This window comes from [Bacillus] selenitireducens MLS10, assembly GCF_000093085.1.
GTDB lineage: Bacteria > Bacillota > Bacilli > Bacillales > Salisediminibacteriaceae > Salisediminibacterium > Salisediminibacterium selenitireducens.
The window spans coordinates 1,683,952-1,701,627 of record NC_014219.1; the positions used below are offsets into that span (position 1 = coordinate 1,683,952).

General features: G+C 45.9%; 18 protein-coding genes. 12 read left to right on the forward strand and 6 right to left on the reverse strand.

Going from position 1 to position 17,676, the window contains the following annotated elements:
• The first annotated feature begins 36 nt into the window (after positions 1 to 36).
• The 7 genes from BSEL_RS07675 to BSEL_RS07705 all read left to right on the forward strand — a co-directional run bounded on the left by BSEL_RS07675 (position 37) and on the right by BSEL_RS07705 (position 8,014).
• Positions 37 to 738 carry a response regulator transcription factor gene (locus BSEL_RS07675; protein ID WP_013172421.1) on the forward strand — a complete coding sequence of 234 codons (702 nt, stop codon included), beginning with the start codon at positions 37 to 39 and terminating at the stop codon, positions 736 to 738.
• Positions 735 to 2,153, forward strand: a complete 1,419-nt coding sequence (locus tag BSEL_RS07680; RefSeq protein ID WP_013172422.1) for a sensor histidine kinase — start codon at positions 735 to 737, stop codon at positions 2,151 to 2,153. Before BSEL_RS07675 ends, BSEL_RS07680 begins: the two co-directional genes overlap by 4 nt.
• 16 nt (positions 2,154 to 2,169) lie before the next feature.
• Positions 2,170 to 2,430, forward strand: a complete 261-nt coding sequence (locus BSEL_RS07685) for a hypothetical protein (protein WP_013172423.1) — start codon at positions 2,170 to 2,172, stop codon at positions 2,428 to 2,430.
• A gap of 124 nt (positions 2,431 to 2,554) precedes the next feature.
• Positions 2,555 to 3,001, forward strand: a complete 447-nt coding sequence (locus BSEL_RS07690; protein ID WP_013172424.1) for a MarR family winged helix-turn-helix transcriptional regulator — start codon at positions 2,555 to 2,557, stop codon at positions 2,999 to 3,001.
• On the forward strand, positions 2,998 to 6,483 hold the full coding sequence (locus tag BSEL_RS07695; RefSeq protein ID WP_013172425.1) for an efflux RND transporter permease subunit: 3,486 nt from the start codon (positions 2,998 to 3,000) through the stop codon (positions 6,481 to 6,483). Before BSEL_RS07690 ends, BSEL_RS07695 begins: the two co-directional genes overlap by 4 nt.
• Positions 6,484 to 6,597: 114 nt before the next feature.
• On the forward strand, positions 6,598 to 7,281 hold the full coding sequence (locus BSEL_RS07700) for a hypothetical protein (RefSeq protein WP_013172426.1): 684 nt from the start codon (positions 6,598 to 6,600) through the stop codon (positions 7,279 to 7,281).
• Between the two features lie 97 nt (positions 7,282 to 7,378).
• Positions 7,379 to 8,014, forward strand: a complete 636-nt coding sequence (locus BSEL_RS07705) for a TetR/AcrR family transcriptional regulator (RefSeq protein WP_013172427.1) — start codon at positions 7,379 to 7,381, stop codon at positions 8,012 to 8,014.
• A gap of 55 nt (positions 8,015 to 8,069) precedes the next feature.
• Here BSEL_RS07705 and BSEL_RS07710 read toward each other — a convergent pair whose 3' ends face one another.
• Positions 8,070 to 8,786 (reverse strand): Crp/Fnr family transcriptional regulator, encoded by a 717-nt coding sequence (locus tag BSEL_RS07710; protein WP_013172428.1) that lies wholly within the window; start codon positions 8,784 to 8,786, stop codon positions 8,070 to 8,072.
• A 124-nt stretch (positions 8,787 to 8,910) separates the two neighbouring features.
• On the opposite strand from BSEL_RS07710, the gene BSEL_RS07715 reads away from it, so the two are divergent.
• Together BSEL_RS07715 and BSEL_RS07720 are read left to right on the forward strand one after the other, a co-directional pair.
• Positions 8,911 to 9,534: a pyroglutamyl-peptidase I gene (locus BSEL_RS07715; protein ID WP_232970515.1), complete on the forward strand. Its 624-nt coding sequence runs from the start codon at positions 8,911 to 8,913 to the stop codon at positions 9,532 to 9,534.
• Positions 9,534 to 9,986: a GIY-YIG nuclease family protein gene (locus BSEL_RS07720; RefSeq protein WP_013172430.1), complete on the forward strand. Its 453-nt coding sequence runs from the start codon at positions 9,534 to 9,536 to the stop codon at positions 9,984 to 9,986. Before BSEL_RS07715 ends, BSEL_RS07720 begins: the two co-directional genes overlap by 1 nt.
• Here the strand turns inward: BSEL_RS07720 and BSEL_RS07725 are convergent.
• Entirely contained in the window at positions 9,977 to 10,492 is a 516-nt protein-coding gene (locus BSEL_RS07725; protein WP_013172431.1) for a hypothetical protein, read from the reverse strand. The genes BSEL_RS07720 and BSEL_RS07725 overlap by 10 nt on opposite strands.
• Before the next feature lie 130 nt (positions 10,493 to 10,622).
• Positions 10,623 to 10,910 carry a 4a-hydroxytetrahydrobiopterin dehydratase gene (locus BSEL_RS07730; RefSeq protein ID WP_013172432.1) on the reverse strand — a complete coding sequence of 96 codons (288 nt, stop codon included), beginning with the start codon at positions 10,908 to 10,910 and terminating at the stop codon, positions 10,623 to 10,625.
• A gap of 168 nt (positions 10,911 to 11,078) precedes the next feature.
• Between BSEL_RS07730 and BSEL_RS07735 the strand changes: the two genes are divergently transcribed.
• Positions 11,079 to 12,122, forward strand: coding sequence for an EAL domain-containing protein (locus tag BSEL_RS07735; protein ID WP_013172433.1), 1,044 nt, complete (start codon positions 11,079 to 11,081; stop codon positions 12,120 to 12,122).
• Positions 12,123 to 12,158: 36 nt separating this feature from the next.
• Positions 12,159 to 12,740, forward strand: a complete 582-nt coding sequence (locus tag BSEL_RS07740; protein ID WP_013172434.1) for an NAD(P)H-dependent oxidoreductase — start codon at positions 12,159 to 12,161, stop codon at positions 12,738 to 12,740.
• A 58-nt stretch (positions 12,741 to 12,798) separates the two neighbouring features.
• Here the strand turns inward: BSEL_RS07740 and BSEL_RS07745 are convergent, their stop codons facing one another.
• The 3 genes from BSEL_RS07745 to BSEL_RS07755 all read right to left on the reverse strand — a co-directional run bounded on the left by BSEL_RS07745 (position 12,799) and on the right by BSEL_RS07755 (position 16,621).
• Positions 12,799 to 14,550 (reverse strand): B12-binding domain-containing radical SAM protein, encoded by a 1,752-nt coding sequence (locus tag BSEL_RS07745; protein WP_013172435.1) that lies wholly within the window; start codon positions 14,548 to 14,550, stop codon positions 12,799 to 12,801.
• Positions 14,547 to 15,368, reverse strand: coding sequence for a hypothetical protein (locus BSEL_RS07750; RefSeq protein WP_013172436.1), 822 nt, complete (start codon positions 15,366 to 15,368; stop codon positions 14,547 to 14,549). Before BSEL_RS07750 ends, BSEL_RS07745 begins: the two co-directional genes overlap by 4 nt.
• Before the next feature lie 92 nt (positions 15,369 to 15,460).
• Positions 15,461 to 16,621: a KamA family radical SAM protein gene (locus BSEL_RS07755; RefSeq protein ID WP_013172437.1), complete on the reverse strand. Its 1,161-nt coding sequence runs from the start codon at positions 16,619 to 16,621 to the stop codon at positions 15,461 to 15,463.
• Positions 16,622 to 16,782: 161 nt separating this feature from the next.
• On the opposite strand from BSEL_RS07755, the gene BSEL_RS07760 reads away from it, so the two are divergent.
• Positions 16,783 to 17,637, forward strand: coding sequence for a MurR/RpiR family transcriptional regulator (locus BSEL_RS07760; protein WP_013172438.1), 855 nt, complete (start codon positions 16,783 to 16,785; stop codon positions 17,635 to 17,637).
• Positions 17,638 to 17,676: the final 39 nt, after the last annotated feature.

Consider the following 17,676-nt stretch of genomic DNA (forward strand, 5'->3'; position numbering starts at 1 on the left):
AAACTGGTAATGACGAATACGCAGGAGGGTGTACACATGGAGAATAATCAATATACGATTCTGATTGCGGATGATGAACAGGACATGGTTGATTTCTTGTCGGATTATATCGAAGATGAGGGATATAAAGCGGTTCAGGCTGCAAACGGACAAGAGATGCTTGACATCGTCAATCAGCGGAAAGTTGACCTGGTACTGCTGGATGTCATGATGCCTGAAATGGATGGAATGGAGGCACTGAGGGAACTGCGAACGTCACGGAGGATTCCGGTTATTATGGTGACGGCCAAATCGGATGAAAATGACCGTGTGGAAGGATTACGGAGTGGCGCAGACGATTATATCGTCAAACCATTCAGTCCCAAAGAGCTGTTAGCCCGCATTGAGGCTCAAATTAGGAGAAACTATGGCTATAATGATGATGAAAGTAAAGAGGAATTGCAGTATAAGTCGATTAAAGTGAACCTCAATTCGAGAAAGGTATTTATCGACGGAGAGGCCGTGTCCCTGACGCGGAAGGAATTTGATCTGCTCGTCCATTTCATGAAGCACCCGGAACAGGTCTTCAACCGCGAACAGCTCCTCGATCATGTCTGGGGTGTCAATTATACAACCGGCGGACACAGAACCGTTGATACGCACATGAAGACCATGCGCTTTAAAATGGGCAGCGGGGGCGACTATTTCCGCACCGTTTATGGAGTCGGATACGTATTGGAAGACGGAGAAGGGCGATGAGAGCAAGTCTCAGGTTAAAGACCTGGTTTTTTATTGTGTTATTCACCCTGACATCGATGGTGAGTCTCGTTTTTTTGACAAACTACCTGTATGAATCCTTTTATCTTACTCACCAGACTGAACAGCTTGAGGGGCGCGGCAATAATCTCGCCCAAGTGTATTATCAAGCTGAAACGCCTGAACAGCTGGATTATTTTTATGATTTGGCGGAGTTTATGGCCCGCTGTGCTGTTGCTAATATACAGATCACTGACATGGGGGAGTTTAACAGTCGGATTCCGAGATCAGTCCCTTTACAGGAAGATGAATTTGCACTCACTGATTTCGAAAATGAGCAGCTCACGGCCGGAGAGACGATCCGGTTTACTAGAGAAGGGTATGAAAAGGATCATTTGATCATCATGTTGCCCCTCATGGAAGAAGGAGATGCCGGACCTCAAGGGATCATCACCATTTCCACTGCTGTGAATGCTGCATTCTCCCCTTTCGAATCGCTCAGAGGCATCCTGTTTTTGTCGATGGGGGTGGCGTTTGTCGTCATTGTCTTTGTTCTGCATAAGATGACGAATTATGTGATCGATCCGATCAGAAGGATGATCGCAGCATCGAAAAGCTGGGGAGAAGGCGATTTTTCGCAAAAGGTCGATGTGAAAACAACCGATGAGATCGGTCAGCTTGCCGATGCCTTTAACCAGATGACATATTCTCTTGATGAAGCGGATAAAAAGAAACAGGAGTTCCTCGGGAATGTGTCGCATGAACTGAGGACACCATTGAGTTATTTAAAAGGGTACTCGGAAGTGCTCCTCGAGAAACATCGCAAAGGTGAAGCGTTGGACGAGAAGCATATTGAAAAAATTCAGGCTGAGGGGAACCGTATGGAAAAGTTGATCCATGACCTCTTGGATTTAGCAAGGCTTGAAGGAGATACCTATCCGATGGATAAAATGCCGATGCCACTTGCCCAGCTTGTCGAAGATGTGTGTGAACGGATGAACCTTATCGCTGAAAAGGATGATGTGACTGTAAATTTGGAACTCGATTATGGTATTATCATAGAAGGTGATGAAAGCAGACTCGAACAGGTGATCAGTAACCTGATTGAAAATGCGATCCGCTATGGAAAGCAGGGAAAACAGATTGATGTCAGTCTTGAACAGGCTGATGGAAAAGCAGTTTTGAGAGTCAGAGATTACGGGGCAGGTATGCCTCCGGAAACACTGACCAGACTGACAGAGCGTTTCTACCGGGTAGACCGCACGAGGTCGAAACAGCTTGGAGGAACAGGTCTCGGTTTGACGATCGTCAATGAAATTGTCAAAAAACATGATGGCCAGCTTTCCTTTGAATCTGTCGAAGGAGAGGGAGCAACAGCAATTGTACAAATCCCCTGTTTTGACGATGAAATGAACTAGGAGGTGTGCAGAACCGGTGCAGAAACTGTTATTTTGGATTGGCACAGCAATTTTGGGCGGCTGGATTTTGGCTTTGCTCGTGAATTTCACGGTCTATCAGGAGGTCACAACGTATTACATGGTGATCCATCCGCTTGTTGACGGCATTCTGTTTATGGCCGTGATGTTTGGGATTTATATGCTGGTCTGGCGGACATTCTTAAGAAAACCTCAGACAGCAACGATTCAGCTTGCATCACTCGGTACTGTCTTTATGGTATTGGCCTTTGTCGTATAAACACACATAAAACCGGCTCACAAAACGTGAGCCGGTTTTTTTGACTTTTATATTCAGTTGCTTTATTATTTAGAACATTAACTGTTAACTTACTAAACTATTATTTTTGGAACGAGGTGAAGAAATGAAAGAATCCATCATTTCCAGTATTGAACAGCGTGTCTTTGATATCATGCTTGACTTTAATAACGAATTCGGATGTGAGATGGATCAAACGCTGACATCCAATCAGCAACTGCTTCTTTATCTCGTAACAGAAAAAGAAGTGAAACAAGTGAAACATTTGGCTGCAGCGATGAATATTTCCGCAAGTGCGGTCAGTCAAATGATCACGAAACTTGAAGCACAGGATATCATCATCCGTGAGATTGATCCTGATAACCGGAGAAATACAGTCTTAAAAACCGGTGAAAAAGGGAAACAGATGATGAAAGAAATGGAAATCAAGCGGACTGCGATTGTTGCTAAATATTTAAAACGGCTCAAGACAGATGATCTAGAGCAGCTCGATGCAATTATGAAACGTTTATACGCTATTATTCAACAGGAAAAGAGAGGGAATCAGTCATGAGAAATATAATCGGATTTTCCATCAGACGGCCGGTTTTTACGCTGGTCAGCATGACACTGTTTTTACTGCTTGGCTTCGTATCACTGACCAACATCCCGTTAAAGCTTATCCCGGATATTGATCCGCCCATTGCAGTTGTCGTAACCAGTTATGATCAGGCGGGTCCTCAGGAAGTTGTGGACCGGGTCACGACGCCAATGGAGAACAGTCTCTCTACCATTCAGGGGCTGAATAATATCAGTTCGACGTCTTCAGAAGGATCATCCCTTGTTCTGTTGGAGTTTTCCTGGACCACGTCGATTGAAGATGTCGAAAATGATATCGTGCAGCGTATGAATCAGACGCCGCTTCCGAGTGGGGCGGGTAATCCGCAGTTTCTGAAATTTGATCCGTCACAGATCCCGATTATTCAGTTGTCTCTGTCGAACCTGGGAGATGATAATGACAACTTCAGTGAACTCGTGAATGACCTTGAAAATGAACTTTTGAGAATCGACGGCATCGGCAATATTGATTTGCTCGGAGATGCAATTGAGGAAATTGATATCCGACTCGACCAGCAGTTGCTTGAAGACCACAACCTGACGCAGCAGGAAGTAGTGCAAACTCTGCAGAGCCATAATGTGACGGCGCCTGGTGGGGTTGTCTCAAATAATGGATCGGATATTTCCACCCGGATTCTTTTTGAACTAAATTCTCTTGAAGATGTGGAGAATATCGTACTCACAGTTGATCCAGAATCGGAAGATGAGATTACCTTAGCCGATGTCGGGGACGTCAGCATCAGTCCGGAGCCAATCGATACGATTACGAGGACAAACCAGGAAGATGCCATTCTGATGAATGTGCAACAGCAGTCTGACGCCAATACAGCCAACGTCGCCCGTGCATTCACAGAGCGTCTGGACGAACTTCTCGAAGAGGACAGATACAGCGATATCGAGCAGGCGATTCTCTTTAACCAGGGGGAGTATGTGGATGAGGCCATTGCCAGTGTCGCCCTTGCGCTCGTTGCCGGTGGACTGATTGCCATGATTGTTCTGTTCTTATTCTTAAGAAACTTCAAGACGCCGCTTCTGATCGGCATTGCCATACCATTCTCTGTTATTGTGACGTTCGTACTGCTTTACTTTACGAACTTCTCGCTGAACATCATGACCCTCGGCGGTTTGGCATTGGGTATTGGTATGCTGGTCGATAATGCGATCGTTGTCATTGAGAATATTTACAGGCATTTAAACATGAAAAAATCGCCGAAACAGGCGGCTCTTGACGGGGCCAGTGAAGTGGCAACGGCGATTACGGCATCGACGTTGACGACGGTTTCTGTTTTCCTCCCAGTTGTGTTTATCAGCGGAATTGTCGGAAACCTGTTCAGGGAATTTGCCCTGACGGTGGCTTTTAGTCTCCTTGCGTCCCTTCTTGTTGCATTGACAGTTGTACCGATGCTTGCAGGAAAATGGCTTAAGACACCGACAGAGGATATCGAACAGAAGCGAGAGAAATCACGATTTGTGCAGACCTTTGAACGTTCAGCAAGATGGTCGTTACGGCACCGTTTTATGGTCATCTTTTTAACGGTCCTTCTGCTTGTTGCGGGTGCTTTTGGCATCAGCACCGTCGGAGTTCAGTTCCTGCCGGCGACTGATGAGGGCTTTTTCCAGATCGAGATTGAGAATGAAGCCGGGACACCAATTGAGACGACGTTTGAGAATGTGGAAGAAATAGAAGAGATCTTGGATAATGAATCGGATGTACTTCACTATACATCCGTAACCGGTTCGAGTGGCCAGCAGGGTCCTGGTGGAGCTGCGAATGGTTCGGGCAATGAAGCGGTCATCTACGTTACGATGGTACCGCTTGATGAACGGACGATTTCAACGATGGATTTTTCTGATGACATCCGCCGTGATGTAGAACGTGCCGTACCGGATGGGGAAGTGTCCATTACGATGGATGCATCCTTTGGTTCTGATCCGAATACGTTCTCCTTTGACCTAAACGATTCCAATCCCGTTCAGCTTGAAGAAACGGCTCGGGATTTATATGAAGAATTCGAGGATATGAGTGAATTTACAGAAATCTCTTATTCTCTTGAGGAAACAATAATGGAGCTTCAGCTTCAGATCGATGAAGAGGCAGCCCGTGATGCGGGACTTACACCTGCACAGATCGCAAACACGGTCAATGATATTACAGCCGGGGTGACGGCGACGCAGGTCGTCACTGATGAGAACCAGGTCCTTGAAGTGCAGGTCCGCTTCGATGAGACCTATACAGATACGGTGGAAGCCCTCGAGAATCTAAGGCTTCGAAACGGCGAGGGGACGTTCATTGAATTGTCTGAGCTTGCGGAATTCGAAGAAGGGGAGTCGCCGGAAACCATCAACCGGATGAATCTCGAAGAATCCATTCAGTTCACGTTGACTTATTCAACAGGCAATACGCTGAATGAGATCAATGATCTGGTGACGGATACCGTGGACAGCTACGGTTTGCCGGATGAGACCTCAATCTCTTATACCGGAGATCAACAGCTCCTTGAAGATGCCATTTCGGATCTCACACTGGCATTGATACTCGCAGTTGTGTTTGTCTATCTTGTCATGGCAGCACAGTTTGAATCGCTCCGATACCCGTTTGTGATCATGTTTACCGTACCGCTTGTTGTCATTGGTGTTGCGATTGCTCTGACTGTAACAAGGACGCCAGTCAGCATTACGGCGATTATTGGGATTATCGTTCTTGTCGGAATCGTCGTGAACAATGCCATCGTCCTGGTTGATTATATCAATCAGCGAAAACTGGCCGGGATGAAGAGCATGGATGCGATCGTCAGAGGCGTGAAAGACAGAGCCAGACCGATCCTCATGACCGCATCAACGACGATTCTTGCGCTCTTCCCACTTGCTCTTGGTTTTGGTGAAGGAAGTGAGATTCAGCAACCGATGGCCATCACTGTCATTGGCGGCATGATCAGTGCGACATTCCTGACGCTGTTCCTGATCCCGGTGCTTTACAGTTTCCTGGATAAGGATACACGCTATCTGAACAGAAAATATATGACGCCGGACGGTCAACTTGTGCCCGCTTATCTCCTCGAGGAAGCCTATACGGCCGATCAGGGGAGTGAACGGAAACATTTTCCTCCAAGGTCCGAAGCGGTCCCGCAGACGAGACCTGAACCGGCCTCTGACTTCAGTGATTTTTACCGGCCAGCAAAAGAACGACCGGTAAAGGAAGACCGCCTTTCTGAGACCTGGTATGACGAAACGGATCAAAAAGATCCGTTCCCTCAACCAGAACCGGACTCTAATGAGCGCGGGTACGAAGAGGAACCGTTTATGTATGAAGATGGCATTGCCGATAAGCTTCCGCCGAGAAAGGCAAGACATTCGGACAGAGAAATCAGTAATGAAGATATTATGAAGCTTTTGCAAGAGTTGAAAGAACGGGATAACCGAAACGATCGTAACAAATAATAACAAGAGGATCCGCGCTGTGGATCCTCTTTCAATTGGAAATAATTCTTTTTTTGCATCTTGTTTAGTGATAGACTATGAACATGATGAAGAAGAAAAGGAGAACCTAATTTGATGAACAAAGGTAAATGGACGAACCGGATTACCGGACTGCTCCTTTTGCTCCTCGCACTGACTGTAACCGCGTGTGAGACGGAGTCCGGTGAGAACTGGTCTGCAAATGTGGATCAGGAGGAATATAATGAAGATGATCTTGAGACGCTGATTTCAACAAACGAAAAGCTTGTGGACAGGCTCGAGGAAAAAATGGATGAAAACAGGACATTACGTGCAGAATTCGAAGAGCTCGAAGCCGAAAATACGGAGCTGAAAGAGGATTTATTGACGTACAGGCAACAGACACTTGAGACGGAACAATATGTAAACAGACTTCTTGAAACGAGAATCGAAATTGACGATACTGTCAGGGCGTTTTTTATGGCAATGCATGAACGGAATCTCGCTGAGCTGGATCAGATGACAAGTGATCGGATTACGGTGGACGGTGAGCGCGAGCTATTGGTCGTAACAGGGCAAGGAGCGGAAGAGACGGATCGTTCCTTTCACTTCCTGCAGGTGGATACATTCATCTCAATGAGACAGATCAACATGGACTATGATCGGAACGACGACTATTTTCATGTGGTATACGGGCTTTACAACCTTGAAGAGGAAGCGTTTAATCGCACAGCTGCCGTTCAAATTGAATTCATCCTTGATGATGGGAACTGGATTGTGGATACGATAACTTATCAGTAAATCCGTCACGGAATTGCAACAAAATTGATGCATCTTTGCCAAATTCAGAGCGTCAGTGAGTGCTCACCCGTTATACAATAGAGAGAGAAGGCGGGTGATGGAGATGACATTAACAGCATCGGTAAAACCGAGCACAGAAGAGATCATCATGGAAACAGCCATCGAATTGATAGAACAAAAAGGATATAACGGTGTTTCCACCAAAGAAATCGCCCAGGCAGCAGGATTTTCCGAAATGACCTTATTCCGTCATTTTGGGACAAAGCAGGGTCTCCTGGATAAAGCGATTGTCTATAATAATTATCTTGTCGATATGAAAGAAGCGCTGTTTGATTCGGTGACATACAACCTCAGAGAAGATCTGAAACGGGTCAGTGCTCTGTATCATGAGTACAATGGACGCAATGCCAAGCTTGTGCTGATTGCCTTTCAGGAGCGCCATCAGCATCCACAGATTGGAGAGGCTGTTTCGCAGAACCCGAAACAGCTCAAACAGTATCTGATAGCTTATTTAAAGGAGATGCAGGACCGTGGGCTTGTTGATGCAGGCATTTGTCCGGAGACGCAGACGATGAATTTTCTCTGGATGAACCTGGGCTACTTTTTGAGCCATCACATCGGAGGCCGCGTTGTCGCTGAAGTGGATTTGGCGCATTTTATTGAACAGAGCGTTGACACATTCGTCCATGCGTTAACACCCTGTCAGCCTGGTGAAATCAAGCGAAATCTGTAATGAAAGAGCCCTGATCGGTGTGCATTGATCAGGGCTTTTTTCCGGTTGGATTTCTTTAGATGGTACATGCTTCATATGGACAGCAATCACACCGCAAATGTTCTTTTAAATAATCCAACTGATGTATCGTGATGTATTTCGTGTTGACGGATAGGATCCCGTCGTTAATGAGCCGCTTCAGAATTCGATTAATGCTTTCGCGGGTCGCACCCACATAGTTTGCCAGCTCCTGATTCGTTATTTTTTGATTGATGAGAACGCCGCTGTCGACTTTTTGACCATACTCATTACTGAGTCGAACGAGAATCGAGAATACCGCACCCTGCTTACCGCAGAATACCAGATCGCGGAACTGGGCCATCATCATTTGATTCTGGTTTCCGACCCATTTCATAAAACCGGTGGAAAAGGTTTTAGACTCGGCGAACAGTTTCTCAAGTTCCTGACGTTCAAAGCGGATCAGTTCAGTGTTTTCAATCGCTTCAGCAGTAAAATGATAGTTTAAGCCATTAAACAGGCTCAGCTCTCCAAGGAGGTCATACTGGTTCTTTTTTTGAAAGAAAAACAGTTTTCCTTCAGAGGATGTTTTGCACAGACGGACCTGACCTTCAAGAATGATGTAGATGTGGTCAGCGGTACCGCCTTCATGAAAGAGGACATCGGACTCAACGGCCTTTACGACCGTCCCTTTTTCGATGAGGTTAAAGAAAGCATCCTCGCCTATGACAGATGCAAAGGAACCTTTCCTTATGGCTTTTTTGTGACTCGTCATGATGATCCCCCTCCTTTAAATCCAAGCATATTACTGTCATAATAGCATAGGAGACCTTTTGATAACGAAAGAAATTCCGAACATTTATTCACAATTTGATGGACAGGATGTGAGCACAGTGAAAATGATCGTCAGTGGCTTTGAGGTTTTTGGAGGACTGAATAAAAACCCGACCCTTGATATCCTTAAAGATTTGAAGGAGAATCCCCCACCAGGAGTGGACCTGTATACAATTGCGTTGCCTGTTGAATATGATGCATGCTTTGAGCCTTTGGAGAGCCTGGTTGACGACTTCAGACCCGATTCTGTGATCGCTCTTGGTGTTGCAGCCGGTCGCAGTTCGGTTCAACCTGAACGGATCGGCATCAATATTGAAGACACAGGCGGCGAAGGTCGAATGGGCGATAACAGAGGCAATACACCCGTTGACAGGAAGATCCGGGGGGACGGGCCAGACGGCTATTTTTCCACATTGCCAAACCGAAAAATCATCAAGGCAATACGTGAACAGGGTATCCCGTCTGATTTATCCAATTCCGCCGGTACATTCATCTGTAATGCAGTCTTGTACCGATTAATGGATAAACTGATCAGAGAAGAAAGGGGCGTACCTGCCGGCTTTATTCATGTACCAGCGACGCCGGACATGGTTCCCTCTTCTTCCGGAATGCCTTCCATGCATCAGGCGGATTTGAACGAAGCCGTTCGCACTGCGATTCAGGTTATCAAGGAAGCTGAGGAAGGCTGATGAACAAGAGTAAACCGACCCTCTATCTGGTTTTGTTCCGGTGCGACCGCGAGGCCATGGTCAAAGTCGGCGCCCTCGGAGACGTGTCAATCAGTCCGGGGTATTATGTCTATGCAGGTTCTGCCAAGAGGAACCTGACTGCGCGACTGAAACGGCACCGCAAACTCCAAAAACCGTTTCGCTGGCATATTGACTATCTTCGTCCTCATCTTGTCTGGGTCCGTTCGTTTCAACTCACTGAACACGAGGGAGAGTGCGCGCTTGTCAGAGCCTTTTGTCTGGTGACCGGAGCCACTGCCGTGCAAAAAGGACTCGGATCATCCGACTGCCGCTGTGAGGCACATGTTTTGAAACTGCCACAAAAAGAACCGGCCGAATGGGATCCGGCCGGATTTTCAGAACGATGGAATGCCGCAGGTACAGCGGCATTTGGAAGTAATCATCATGATTGATCTTTTTCAAAATAAGCAAAGTCCGATAAGACTTCTTCCACCCGCTCCTGATCTTCAGGGGCGATTTTTGTTTTGATACGCTGCCCCTTGGTGGTTTCCATGATCAACTGCCGGCGGCCTGTCGTTTTCTTTCCCCAGCGAAATTCCTTCACCCGGCTCCATTTTGCATGAAAACCGGCGAATACGATGGCACCGCCATAGATTTCAAAAACCCGGTCGAGGGTGACAAGAATAAAGCTGCCGATGAACAGCTGGATGAGAAAAAGCAAGAAAGCCATCACAAAGTTGTTGAAGGTCTCAAGAACGAGAACGAGACCGATGGGCAGAGCGGCATAACCCGCGTAGACAGAAGCCTTATAGGTTTTGGACGCAACGGTGAGTTTTCTCGGATCTGTAAGGGAAAAGAAGGATTGATCTCCTGAGTTCTCCCGGTGTTTATGCGTAAACAAGTGATAAACAGCAACGGCACTGACGACCCCTGCGGTAAATAAAAATAACCATTCCATAACCAAACAGCCCTTTCAATGCAATCAGTTGAACGGGATTATTATATCACACCGGCAGAGATTGATGCGATGGTGAGTGCTGTTCAGAAGATAAAAATCCCCCACCTTTTGAGGTGAGGGGGAAGACGTATTACAGTTTTTCAGCAGTTTTGTCATAAGCCATTGCCGAGTCAAAATCTTTTTGGGTTAAGCCGCCTTCATCATGCGTACTGAGGGCGACCTTCACTTTATTATAATCAAGGGTAATATGAGGGTGATGCTGACGATCTTCTGCAACATCTGCAATCTGATTGACAAATTCTACAGCTTTCAGAAACGTGGAAAATGTGAATTCTTTGGTGATCCAGATATCCCCTGTAAGGGTCCAGCCATTTGAATCTTTAAGACTTGCCTGTACATCTTCTTTCGTCAAAAGCATGCGAACATTCCTCCTCATGTGATTAGGTATTGAAGTTCATCATAGCAGAAGAATCGATCCATTTAAAGGAATACGGAAAGGCGAGACATGATTAAGGGTAATTGAGGGGATTTTCAAATCCATCTCTGATACAATGGAAATATTATAACCGTTAAGGCTGGTGATTTGATGGAAGGATGTATTCATTGTCAGCGAAATGTCCTGATTGAAGACGGGGGAACCTTGATCATAGCGACAGATCAGCAGAAAAATGCACAAGCATATAGTGACATACTCAGCAAGTATCGCATTCAAAATCAAGTCAAAAACGCATATATTCATATCGAGTATGATTTAATCGTTCAAGTGCAAGCCGTTACGGCTCTCCTGGACGATCATATTGAAGAGAAGGATAAGGAGAGGATGCGGGGGAACATTGTCGTTGAAAAAGATCTCCCTGACTTTGTTCACTTCCCGCTCTATCCTTACAAAGAACTTGAATATCGAATCCGTTATCCTCAATATGTGAATATTATTCAAAATAAACGCTTCACCTCTCATATGCAACCGATTTTTTGCACGAAAGAGGGGAGTGTATACGGCTATGAATTTCTTCTTCGTCCGTCAGACGATGCTTATCCTTTCTTCCCTGGAGAGTTGTTTTCTTTTTCACAACGTTCCGGTATGCAATCGATGCTTGACAGCCATGCGAGGATCAATGCAATCAGGACCGGTTCGGAGCGACTGAAAGACGAAAAGATTTTCATCAATTTTCTTCCTTCCTCCATTTATGATCCTGCTCATTGTCTCAAAAGCACATTTGAAGCAGCGAACACGTACAATGTTAATCCGGAAAGACTTGTTTTTGAAGTGGTTGAGACGGAGAAGATCGTGGATGTCGCTCACCTGAAGAATATTTTTTATCATTATCAGAACGCCGGAGTCAAGGTGGCTCTTGATGATATCGGTACCGGGTATGCGACGATAGACATGTTGAAACAGCTTAATCCGGACTATGCGAAAATTGACCGGTCGCTGATTCAAGACTGTCATCAACATCCGGACAAGATCGCCCGGATTCAAGCTATCAGCGAAGTCGCCAAGGCGCAGGGAACGTTGCTTCTTGGAGAAGGAATTGAGACGAAAGAGGAGTACGAGACGGTAAAATCTCTCGTGGATTACACACAAGGATATTATTTTGCGAAGCCGCAGGCAGAACCTTTTGCAGGTTGATTTGCCTGATGACAGGTCTCAGGAGGGAGTGTTTCGGTGAGTCATAAACTGATTGTCTTTATGCATTCTTCGGCGGAAACATTTAATGGTGCGATTTTGCGTCAGGTTACCGGCATCTTTGATGAACAGCAGGTCAGCTATGATGTGCGGATGCTTCATGAACTGTCTTTTGATCCGGTGCTTTCCCTTGAGGATTATCAGAATTCTTTGGAAGGACACTATTCAGCATTTATGGAGCAAGAGCATGAGTACTGGAGAAAGGCTGATGAAATCATCGTGCTTTTCCCGCTGTGGTGGGGGTTCTTCCCAGCACTTGGAAAAGGTTATCTCGATCAGGTTTTAAGCTATGGCTTTGCTTATGAGCTTGAAGGCGAATCACCAATCGCAGCAGCTCTTAAAGATAAACAGATGTCAATCATACTGACATCCGGATCACCCTATGAGGAAATGAAGGCAAATGGTCTTCACGATCAGCTCATTGACACCATTGACCGTACGATTATTCAATTTTGCGGCATGACAATGAACCGGGTTGTCCACTTGGGTGATGTGATTCAGGCGAACGACCAGGAAAAACAAGCAATGTTTCGACAGGTGCGTGAAACGTTCTCCAAATGAAAAAGCAACCTGCTGTCTTCTTTTGACAGCAGGTTGCTTTTTTTGAATGATTGGCTTTTCAATGATGTATAGTCTGCCTGTGACTGCAGCTGTATATCGCGGGGCCATGCTGACCATAGTACACATAAAGGAATCCGTCATCCTCAGTAAGCGTGTTGGATGACTGATAATCATCCCAGGAAAAAGGAATGTCAAGAAACACACCGTTTTTGATCAGGCGTTTCGGATCTTGTGGCAAATTGTCCGTTGCATCCTGTGATTGAAGGAGAACATCCATGGAAGCATGTAACGTTTCTTTCGACTGTCCTTGATTCCACCAAAGCTGATGCGGCTTTTGCTTGAAGTGAAGAAGATAATCCACTTTCATCAGGCTGATAGCCTGGTTCACAAGTGTTTTGTCGAAGGGCTGTGTCTCGAGGAACGCTTTCAGTCTGGTAAACAGATCCGTGAATTGGTGACCGATGGCACCGTATTGCTGCTGATCCCAATAATCACCGAACAATTGAAAGAAGTCGAAAGGTGAATCGAAGGCGTGCCTGATCAGAAAGGGCACCGTATAATCGAGCTGTTTTCTGTTCCAGTATTTCTCGAGGATGTCTTCGACGCGTTTGATTCGGATCACATCATCAAAGCTCAGGACATTGTTTTTCAGGATTTCATAAGGGGCATGGTCCATATATGCATAATTAAATTCTTTAGCCCGCTGCCGCATCCCTGTTCCTCTCAGCATCTTCAGAAACCCGAGCTGAAGCTCCTCCGGATGGAGGGCAAACACATCGTTAAAGGTTTGTTTGAATGATTCATAGTTCTCCTCAGGAAGGCCTGCAATCAGATCAAGATGCTGATCAATTTTGCCGCCTTCTTTGATTTTTTGGATCGTTCGAGAGAGTTTATTAAAATTCTGCCGCCTTTCGACGATCCGGTTCGTATGATCGTTTGTGGACTGGACACCGATTTCAAAGCGGAACATACCCGGCGGCGCATGTTCGTTTAAATAGTCGAGTACTTCAGGGCGCATAATGTCTCCGGTAATTTCGAACTGAAACTGGCAGCCCTGATGGTTGTCGATCAGGAAGCGGAACATATCCATGGCGTAATCACGGTTAATATTAAAGGTACGGTCAATGAACTTGATGAGCTTTGCACCGTTTTCGATGAGATACAGGATATCGGCTTTCACCTGCTCAACAGGAAAGTATCGGACTCCCTGTTCAATGGAAGAGAGGCAAAACTGGCACCGGAAAGGACATCCGCGACTCGTTTCAAAATAGACGATGCGTTTTCCGAGATCCGCGGTATCGTCTTGAAAGCGGTACGGACTTGGTATGGTTGTGATGTCCATGTTTCCACGAGAGCTGTTGTGTCTCACCGAACGTTCCTGACGCCAGGAAAGACCTTGGATAGCAGAGAAATCTGCCGTTTTTCCTTTAAGGGTATCGAGGATTCCTTTCAGCGTTTCTTCTCCTTCACTTCGCACGATCATGTCGATTTGCGCATACTCCTGCATCCAATAATCGGTGTCAAATGATACTTCGGGCCCGCCAAAGATCATCAGGGTATCCGGCAGAACTTTTTTCAGCATTGCGGCAACACCGAGGGTTTTTTCAATGTTCCAGATGTAGCAGCTGAATCCGATCACATCGGGTTTTTCCTGGTACAGGTCGGATACGATATTCATATCGGGGTCTTTGATGGTGTACTCACGAATGTCTACAGGGTGTTCCGGTTCGCAATACGCTTTTAGCAGTCTGAGCGCCAAATTCATATGAATATATTTCGCATTCAGCGTCGTTACAATGGTTTTTGTCATTCTTGTTCTCCTTCATCATTGTTTTCGTTGTGATCTTCTGCAAAATCATTGAGTCTGATGATCATGGAGAAGCGCCATTCCGGCAGCGGGCTCGTTGTTCTTATGATGGACAGTCGTGTCGGCAAGGTGATATCTGAGGCAAACTCCACTTCAATATGAGTCTCAGGCCGGCTTCTTCTCATCGATATAAACATCGGGAAGATTTCCTGGTCTTCCTGAATGGCTGTGAACAGGTATTCTTCTGTTCCGTCCGCCGCAGGGTGATCGTCAATTAAATCAAATGTCAGCATGCTGCCGTCAAGCTCGAGATCTTCAAGGCGCATATCCCCAAGCTGGCGGCGATCAAGCTGAGATTCATTCAGCTGAAAGCGGTAGCCGTCTTCATAGATACTCGGCACCATATAGAATGGAATACTGAAATATACGGTCTCTGTATCCCGTGGCGACGGCTCAATGGTCATTTCGATACCGAGCTCATGAGGTGAGAGCTCTCTGTCAAAGAGCGTACTCTGTCTGAGCTCCACATTACTGACTTTGTACTGTTCTGCATGTTCATCTTCAATAAAACGGGGCCACTGATACTGGTAGTCGTCTGCGGAAATGACGGATTCATCCGTATTTTTTGCCAGCAGTGCGATCCGAAAGCTGTCATCATCCCTGTATCCGTAGTAGGTAAGTTCAAGGGGGGATTTTATAATCGTATCCCTGACTGGCAGGGAGGTGGAACTGCCCGATTGTTCTCCTGTGAAATTCAATTGGCAGGCAGAGAGGACCAGTATAACGAACAAGTTCAAGAATAGAATCTTAGACAGTCTCATCTGCTTCCACCTCTTTCGTTGATTTCTGGTACTCTCTCATTGTACAAAAAAAAAGCACCGGAGGTCTGCCTCCGGTGACGTTTTTCTCATGATTATTTTGATAAGGAAGATGCAATCTTCTCATTGGCACCCTCGAACTCTTCAAATTTCTTTTTCGGCGGCGTCCAATATTGCTCATTACCCGGCAGATCATCAAACCAGCTGGCGTCTTCAGGGCAATCAAGAACCATGAACTTCCCGTAATGGCCGTCCCTTGACTGATGGTATTTTAAATAAGCTTTTCCATCATCAATAGCCAGAATTTCGATTTTTCCGGACGTATGGCTCATGGATAAGCGGACGCGTTTTCCAAGTCCGGATGTTCGTGCCTTGGCTTCCTCAACAATATCATAGGCTTCTTTGAGGCTCAGAACGAATTCATTATTCCCGGCAACCGGGCGATTGATGAAGAAATAGTAAGGGGTGACCCCGGCCCAGCTCAGCTGATCGAGAAGCTCCCCAAGAACAACAGGATCGTCATTGATCCCTCTCAGTACCGGTGTCTGGTTCACGACGATGGCGCCGGCATTATGCAACGCATCAAATCCTTTTTTCGCTTCAGGAGTAATCTCATTCGGATGATTGATGTGAGCCATCACATAAATGCGCTGCTCAGTGGTTGAATACTCCGAGATAAGATCGAGAAGCTCCTGGTCCTCATAGATACGCATCGGATTAAAGACAGGCATTTTTGAACCAAGGCGGATGATCTTCACATGCGGGATCTCGCGGAGCTGTTCAATGATAAAACGAAGCTTTTTGGTTGCGAGAATCAGGGAGTCGCCGCCGGTCAGGAGTACGTTGGAGATTTCAGGGTGCTCTTTAATATAGTCAATGCCCGGTTGTACGTCTGACATGGCTTCTTTGATATCATTTCTGAACAGTCGCTTTCTGAAACAGTATCTGCAATAGGCTCCACAGACTTCGGAGACGATCAAGAGTGCTGTTTCATCATATTTGTGCTGACAGCCGGGAACGACATAGTTGGTGTCTTCATCAGAAGCATCCCATCGTCCATATTCCTCAAGTTCACCTTCGTTTGGAATGACAAGTTTGCGGATGGGATCTTTCGGGTCACCCCAGTCAATCAGCCCCAGGTAATATTCGTTCACTCGAAAGACGAATTTTTCTGTGATTTGTTTCAGTTTTGCTTTTTCCTCATCAGACAGGTGTGGCACCTTTTCGATATTCATGACGTATTTAGGTTGTGCCATAAGCTTTCATCCTCCTTTTAAAAAATAACTCTTAACTCATTTAAACACAGCGCTTTCAAATGGTCAAAAAAGGCATAAACCTTTTAAATTCGTGTTAAAATGAAAGAAAAATTGCAAAATGAAACATGCATCGAGATCCTTACACAGGCAGGTGAATAGAAATGTTTGAGAGTGATGTGTACCAGCGGATCATTACGAAACAGGAACAGATGAGTAAATCCCATAAGAAAATTGCACGCTATATTTTGAATAATGGAGAAACCGTCCCGTTTTTGACGGCATCCAAGCTCGCGAAGTATTCAGGAGTGGCAGAGTCGACGATTGTGCGCTTTGCCTACCATATCGGCTACGAGGGGTATCCGGACTTTCAACGGCATCTGCAGGAGGCCCTGCAGAAACGGATGACATCCGCGGAAGTGCTGCGAAGAACAACGAATGAAGGAGAACAGGTGGAAGATGTGGTGACGGAAGTTCTTTCAGATGATATTCAAAATCTTAAAACGACCCTGCATCAGATTGATCCCCATCAGTTTGAGATGGTTGTCCGCGACATGATTGAAGCGGAGCGGATTTATATCATTGCTTACAGAAGTGCTGCGAGTCTCGGGAGCTTTTTGGAATTTTACCTTGATCTTGTGCTGCAAAATACGGAAATGATTCGCCAAAGTGACAGTGTCTCCGAACATCTCCTTGATATTTCAGAAAAGGATCTGGTCATCGGTCTCGGATTTTCAAGGTACACAAAGCGGACCGTGGAAGTCATGAAATACGTCAAAGAAAAAGGGGCTAAGACCGTCGTGGTGACGGATCATCTGTTGAGCCCGCTCGTTCCTTACGGAGACAGGCAGCTTGTGGCCGCGACTGAGATCAACTCGTTTATTGATTCATTTTCTGCGCCAATGAGCATTGTATCCGCACTGATTACGGCACTGACAAGAAGTGAACATAAAAAAATTGAAAAACGGCTCTCTGAACTTGAAGGGCTATGGGAAACCTTCGATGTATTTTATGATTAAGGTGACACCCTTCTCAGGACATTTCTGGATGTAATGCAC